Source organism: Treponema sp. R80B11-R83G3, from assembly GCF_054786115.1.
On record NZ_BDHF01000064.1, the window covers coordinates 1 to 7,183 of the forward strand.

Genomic DNA, 7,183 nt, shown 5'->3' on the forward strand with positions numbered 1-7,183 from the left:
CAAAGGATCAACTCTTCCCTTTTCATCATTAGGTAATTTAAATAATGGTTCTAAAATAATATTTTTTTCGTTTATTACATCAAGTCTTAATCGCCCGTCAGGAAACGGAGAAACTGTTTCAAATGTGTCTTCATTTATTTGTTTTAACAGGTAAGTTCCTTCGCGTATAGCCCACAAAGGATACCGTTTTTTTATTTCCATATAGATATGGCAGTCTTTTGGATCGATGATACGATATTCGGTTAAATACGGTAATTCTCCCCAAATGCCAACAAGGGGGTAATTTTTATTTTCTTGTTTACCAACCCTTTTTTGTAAACCATAATTTGTTTTGCCTTCCACTAAAGACAAAGTTGTATAATTATTACCAAATTGTATATTATAAATTCCTTCATATAATGTATCTTTTAATATAAAAAGTTTATCTTGTTTATCTGTTTGATATCCTATTGAGAATGTTTCCTTTCTAAGACGCCTCTGATACATTATTCTTCCGGGTAACACTTCTAATTTTCTAAAAACAACTTCATAAAGTTCAATTATGTCATATTCGGAATCAAGAAACCAATTATGCTTAGTAAGCCAGTCATATTTTTCCTCTGCGAAAAGGGACAGGGAAACCGTAAAGAATAGGGCGAAATAAATAAATTTTTTCATATATCCTCCTAATAGATCATATTAATAATTTTTAGTAGCTAAATATATATCACAACGTAATACCTCACTTGGTTTAAAGCTTGATTTAGAGTTAAAATGCCCAGACGGTTTTAAGGGATTAGCGACATTAAATTTGTCTATACTAATAATATTACCTGTTTTATCTTTTGTATATTCAATACTTGTTACTGCTACAAAATGTGGTTCTGTTTTCTTTATGGGGTCTTGTATTTGTAGGATCATATAATATTGTTCATTAGATGATGTAATTTTATTAAATGTTTCAATGGTTGGCAATTCTCTTATATTTATTTTTTCATTGACTTATTTTTTGATTTCTTTTATCTTAAAAATGAGGTATTTAATGAATTATAAATCTTTTGCTTTTTTTATGGTTGTTTTTATCCTTTTCTCTTCATGTGCAACAACTAAAATATTTTTTGATGATACTATACCACTTGAAGAAACTGCAATTATTCAACCGACAGTTTCTATAAAAATTATTGAATTTAATGGCAAGAAAGTAAATTGGAGTTCGGGAGATTGGGGTACTGAAATAACAATACCATCCGGCGAAGCGAATTTAACCGTAAGCGTTGCAGTAGAAAGAGGAAATTATTTTTACACTGGTGGTAAATTGAAATTCACATATGATTTTAAAAAAGGGCAAAAATATTATATAACTTGTAAAAATATTTATATTGAAGAAGTTGAAGCTGATATTGGGATTATAAAAAAAAAAACAGAAAAAACAGATGTAATAAGGGCAAAGTCAAAATAAGTATGTTGGATATTTTTTAAAAATGGAAAATAATAATTATTTTGGAGGAGTTAATATAATGTATAAATTAAAGATACTAATTTATATTTTTCTAGTATTCGTATTAACATCATGTTTTTCGACCCCGCCTAAAAATGATGCTCAAGAAGCAATAGTCTATATTTATCAAAATCCATCTACAGAATATATTGAATTTGAATCAATTGGTTTAAGTATGCAATCAAAAATGGTAATGTATTCAATTGATCGAGATAATAAATTAATTATGATGGAAATAGGGTCATATTCAATTATTGATAGCGTTATAACTATAAATACAAAGAAAATTCAAGCAATCGGTACTATTACAGATGAAAAAATAGTTATTGATGATAAAGAATTTATTCGTTATAAAAAATAAATAATATACATAGGTACTCAAAAACTCCTCTTGACAAAAGCCTGATTTATAAATAATCTGCCATAAAAAGGGGACGGGAATAACTATTTGAAAACAATTTTTGTTGTAGATGACAGCGACACAAACTTGGCTAAAGCGGAAGAGGCTCTGGAAGATCATTTTAACGTGATGACTGTTCCGTCTGCGGCGAAAATGTTCGCTCTTTTAGGGAAAATTAAACCGGATTTGATATTATTGGACATAGAAATGCCCGAAATGGACGGGTTTGAAGCGTTGGAAAAGCTAAAAGTCGGCAATTGGGCTGATATTCCGGTAATTTTTCTAACAGGAACCATAAATGCCTCAATCGAAGAACGAAGTTCGGCACTGGGCGCGGTCGGTATTATTACAAAACCATTTTCCCCATCCACACTGCTTGAACAGATAAATTTAAATATTTAATACCATTTTTATCAATAATCGCTTATAATTTATAGTATCTGCCATAAGGGTGCTGTCTGGAGGAGCAATTTGCAGCCTAAAACCGAGAAAAACCGGGCAATAAATACCGTTAGTATTCAAATGCTCATCATTGTTATCGCATTTATAATAATGGGCGTTTCAAGTTTTATTTTCGCAAGCACTATTGAACACAAGCACTTGATAAAAGACGCGAAAAATGCCCTTGCTTTTACAGAAGCGGAAATAGTCTCAAATTTGCTGGAACCGGAAACTTTTCTTGAAGGGTATTCCGAAACAATCCGCAGTATGCTTATAAGAGGCGAGAAAGAGGAAGTTTTATCCGCTTATATGACATCTATTACCAATTTCATTATGAAAGATAAAGAGCGTTTAACCGGGCTAAATGCTACCCATGGCTATTTTTTTACATGGGGCGGAAAATACATATCTGGAAGAAAATGGACGCCACCTGAAAATTTTTCGCCCAATAAACAACCATGGTATCAAAGAGCAATAGACGCCAAAGGAAAAATCACTCTTTCTGAGCCATATAGAGACATACTAACTAGAAAAATAATTATTACATTTTCACGTTACCTTACTGATGATAATGACAATCCGTTAGCAATAGTATGCCTTGATATTGAATTGAACAGAATTTATAAACATGCAATATCAATAAATTTGACAAACAGCAGTTATGGAATCTTAATAAATAATAAAATGGAAATTATTGCCCATCCCGAACCAAAATTTATTGGTACAAAATTATATGACGCTGACAGCGGCGTTGCGCAATTATCTAATGAATTGGAAATGGGTATGAATATCTCGGAGCGCCGCGTTAAAAACTATATGTACGAAGATTCTATAGTTTATTTCATTAAAATTAAATACGATTGGTTTTTGGGCATTGTAATACCTGTTAAAGAATATTACAAAAGCGTGAACAACATGGCAATATTCCTTATAATAATTGGATCATTATTAGCATGGGGATTATGCACAATGTTATACTACATTACTCAAGCAAAAATGAAATCTGATATGAGAACTCAGCAAAAAAGCAACTTCCTTGCCACAATGAGTCATGAAATACGCACCCCTTTAAACGCTATTTTAGGCATGACTGAAATTCAAATGCAGGATGCATCTCATCCTCCGTCTACAAGCGAGGCGTTTCTTAAAATAAATAATTCAGGTAATTTACTTTTAAATATCATCAATGACATATTAGACCTTTCAAAAATTGAAGCAGGCAAATTGGAACTTGTACCGGTTAAATACGAAGTTGCAAGGCTGATTAATGACATTATACAATTAAATTATATCCGTTATGTGAGTAAACCTATTGATTTTAAAATAGAAGTAGATGAAAACATTCCAGCGTTCTTGGTCGGCGACGATCTTCGCATTAAACAGGTATTAAATAATTTACTTTCCAACGCTTTTAAATATACGGATGAAGGCCATGTTAAGCTTGCGGTTAACGCTGAATGTGTAGGGCGCGGCGGCGGCGCTGTTATTGTTACCCTTATTTTTCAGGTAAGCGATACCGGACAGGGAATGACTTCCGAACAAGTAAGCAAGCTTTTTGATGAATACACGCGTTTCAATATGGAAGCGAACCGTACAACTGAAGGCGCCGGGCTAGGCATGACCATTACGCGAAACTTAGTAGACTTAATGTACGGAAAAATAATTGTAAAAAGCGCGGTTGACAAAGGCACGGTAATAACGGTCAGGCTTCCTCAAAAAACAGACGGAATAGGCATTAGTGGAATTATTGGCAAGGAAACGGCGGAAAATTTGTGTCAATTTAAACTTAATAACGCTATACAATCAAAGAAAGCGCAAATAACCCGTGATTATATGCCCTATGGACAAATACTTATTGTAGACGATGTTGAAACCAATTTATATGTCGCAAAAGGTTTAATGACTCCTTATGGGCTTAAGATTGATCTTGCAACGAGCGGATTTGAAGCAATTGATAAAATCAAAGAAGGCAATAATTACGATATTGTGTTTATGGATCACATGATGCCAAAGATGGACGGCATAGAAGCGACAAAACAACTGCGAAAAATGGGATATACAAAACCGATAGTTGCCTTGACAGCTAACGCTCTTGCGGGACATGCTGAAATGTTTTTAAGGAACGGTTTTGATGATTTTATTTCCAAGCCAATAGACATACGCCAGTTAGATACCACTCTTAACAAACTAATTCGCGATAAACAACCAGCCGAAGTACTGGAAGCCGCACGGAAAGAAAAAGCTAAACTGGACAAAAAACAGCATCCCAGCAAAGGATTTCAACAAGCTGATTCACAATTGGCAAAAATATTTGCAAGAGATGCCGAAAAAGCCGTTGATATTATCCAAAACTCAATTAAAAATGACCTTAACGATGAAAAAGATATTCAGATGTATATAATAAACGTTCACGCAATGAAAAGCGCTCTTGCAAATATCGGAGAAAAAGAATTGTCTAATACTGCGTTAAGACTTGAACAGGCCGGTAGAGAAAAAGACATTAATGTAATATTATCGGAAACAAACGCATTTTTAGAAAAACTCAACATAGTTATAAAAGAAATAAAAAGTAAGGAAGAAAAAAATGAGGTAACAGAAGATTCTGAAGACGCAATAATTTTATTAAAAGAGAAATTACAGGTAATAAAAGACGCATGCGCCGAAATGGATAAAAAAATAATTAAAGGCGCATTAAACGGACTAAAAGAAAAAACATGGTCGCAAAAAACCAATGAACTTTTAAATTTGATTGAAGAACATTTGCTTCACAGTGAATTTGACGAAGTATCAACAATCATAGATGAATATAATAAATAAAAAGGGACACATTATGCAGGAAAAAACCTTCACTCTTAAAAACTCCGAAGTTGTCTGTTTTCGTAACAACACTTGCCTTTGTATTGGAACAGGCAGAATGGGACTCGCTCTGCAAAAAGAGTATTTTGAACAATTAAAACTTGTGCAAGAAAACATCGGGTTTAAATGGATTCGCGGACATGGTCTTTTCAACGAAGACATGGCTATTTATCAGGAATATAAAACTGAAGACGGTACTGTTGTACCCGAATACAATTTTACATATCTTGACTTTGTGATAGACAGCTATCTGGAACTTGACATACGCCCTTTTATTGAGCTTGGTTTCATGCCTCACGCGATAGCATCCGGTGACAAATCTGTATTTTACTGGCGCGGCAATATTACGCCGCCAAAGGATTACGCGAATTGGAACAAACTTGTCACCGCTACACTACAACACCTAATAAGCCGCTACGGCTCGGATGAGGTTACATCCTGGCCAGTTGAAGTCTGGAACGAACCAAATCTTACCCATTTCTGGAAAGACGCCGACAGAAAAGAATATTTCAAGCTGTTCCGCGAAACTATACTTACTATAAAATCAGTTTCCCAAAAATTCAGAGTTGGAGGCCCCGCCATTTGCGGCGTTGATGATATTTCCTGGCTTAAAGATTTTTTAAATTTTTGCCGTGACGAAAAGCTTCCCCTTGATTTTGTTACACGACATTTATATAACATCACAGTACCTGAAAGCGGCGGCAAATACGGCTATCCAAAACTCAGTCCGCTTTCCCGCGCTTTTGCGGAAACAAACCAGTCGCGTGAAATTATTGACAACTACCCCGAATACAACGGCATGGAAATGCACGTCACGGAATTTAACACATCGTATTCGCCGCGCACTCCCATACACGACACAAATCTTAACGCCGCATACATCGCCTATCAGCTTGCATACCTTGGCGACACAAGCGAATCATACTCATATTGGACATTCGGGGACATTTTTGAAGAATGGGGCGTACCTTTTACTCCTTTTCATGGGGGATTTGGCCTTGTCGCAAACGGAAAAATTTTCAAGCCTACATACTGGGCGTTTAAATTTTTCAGAGACTTAGGAAACGGCGAATGTATCCACCGTTCAGAGAACGCCATTGTTTTAAAAAAAGCAGACGGAACTTATCGCGGCATCGCGTGGAACATAATAGCAGCTAACAGTTCTTCCGCTAAAGACGGCGGTAAATTAACACTTTCTTTCATATTTGAAAACAACGCGTTCAAAGAGAGCGAGTACTGCATCGTTACAAAAACAGTTGATGAAGAAGTATGCAATCCGTTAAAAGTATGGCATGATATTGGAGAACCCGCTAACCCGTCAAAGGAACAAATTCTGCTTCTTCGTGAAAGCGCGTCACCGCTTATTAAAACCCAACGCGGATGCGGTACGCACACGGTCAACTTAACGCTTGAACGCAACGCGCTTACGTACTTTGAAGTTTTTCCTGCGCCAATAACAAGCGACCGCGGATTCGACTATGAACGCGCATTAAACATTGAGTTTGCGGATTAATTTTAACGGGAGAATTTTATGAAGACAAATGTTTATGTTGCCAGATGTGACAGTTATGAAAAAGCAGATGAGAAAATCAAAGATTTGCTTAATTTAATGGGCGGGATTGGACAATTTGCCAAAAATGGCGAAAAAATAACTTTAAAAGCAAATCTGTTAGGCGCTTCTCCGCCCGAAAGAGCGGTTAGCACCCATCCGTCAATAATTGCCGCAGTAGGCAAGCTTGCAAAAAAAGAAGGCGCTATTCCGTTAATAGCCGACAGTCCCGGTTCGGGCTACCTGTACAACGAAGCGACGCTTAAAAAACTCTATAAAACTTGTGGAATCTACGAGGCGGCGAAAGAATATATCGAAGCAAAAAAATATTTTTGGAACAGCGGAATGTTCGTTTTTAAAGTTAAAACATATCTTGATGAGATTGATAATCATTCAAACGATATTTATGTGGCATCACAAGAGGCGTTTAAAAACAGTGAAATTAAAAATAACATAATAA

At 35.5% G+C, this 7,183-nt stretch carries 8 protein-coding genes; 6 read left to right on the plus strand and 2 right to left on the minus strand.

The genetic code is table 11. The annotated features are described in order from the left end of the window. Together ACYVRH_RS09070 and ACYVRH_RS09075 are read right to left on the minus strand one after the other, a co-directional pair. The coding region (locus ACYVRH_RS09070) for a hypothetical protein (RefSeq protein ID WP_461256597.1) at positions 1-657 on the minus strand (657 nt) is incomplete at its 3' end. 21 nt (positions 658-678) lie between these two features. Further along, positions 679-954: a hypothetical protein gene (locus tag ACYVRH_RS09075; RefSeq protein WP_461256598.1), complete on the minus strand. Its 276-nt coding sequence runs from the start codon at positions 952-954 to the stop codon at positions 679-681. A gap of 67 nt (positions 955-1,021) precedes the next feature. Between ACYVRH_RS09075 and ACYVRH_RS09080 the strand changes: the two genes are divergently transcribed. From ACYVRH_RS09080 to ACYVRH_RS09105, 6 genes are all read left to right on the plus strand, one after another. Then, positions 1,022-1,438, plus strand: a complete 417-nt coding sequence (locus ACYVRH_RS09080) for a hypothetical protein (RefSeq protein WP_461256599.1) — start codon at positions 1,022-1,024, stop codon at positions 1,436-1,438. Between the two features lie 22 nt (positions 1,439-1,460). Next, positions 1,461-1,838 (plus strand): hypothetical protein, encoded by a 378-nt coding sequence (locus tag ACYVRH_RS09085; RefSeq protein ID WP_461256600.1) that lies wholly within the window; start codon positions 1,461-1,463, stop codon positions 1,836-1,838. An 87-nt stretch (positions 1,839-1,925) separates the two neighbouring features. Then, positions 1,926-2,279, plus strand: a complete 354-nt coding sequence (locus tag ACYVRH_RS09090) for a response regulator (RefSeq protein WP_461256601.1) — start codon at positions 1,926-1,928, stop codon at positions 2,277-2,279. 69 nt (positions 2,280-2,348) lie between these two features. Then, a complete protein-coding gene (locus tag ACYVRH_RS09095; RefSeq protein WP_461256602.1) occupies positions 2,349-5,135 on the plus strand; it encodes an ATP-binding protein in 2,787 nt (928 codons plus the stop codon). 13 nt (positions 5,136-5,148) lie between these two features. Beyond that, entirely contained in the window at positions 5,149-6,687 is a 1,539-nt protein-coding gene (locus tag ACYVRH_RS09100) for a GH39 family glycosyl hydrolase (RefSeq protein WP_461256603.1), read from the plus strand. Positions 6,688-6,705: 18 nt separating this feature from the next. Beyond that, the coding region (locus ACYVRH_RS09105; protein ID WP_461256604.1) for a DUF362 domain-containing protein at positions 6,706-7,183 on the plus strand (478 nt) is incomplete at its 3' end.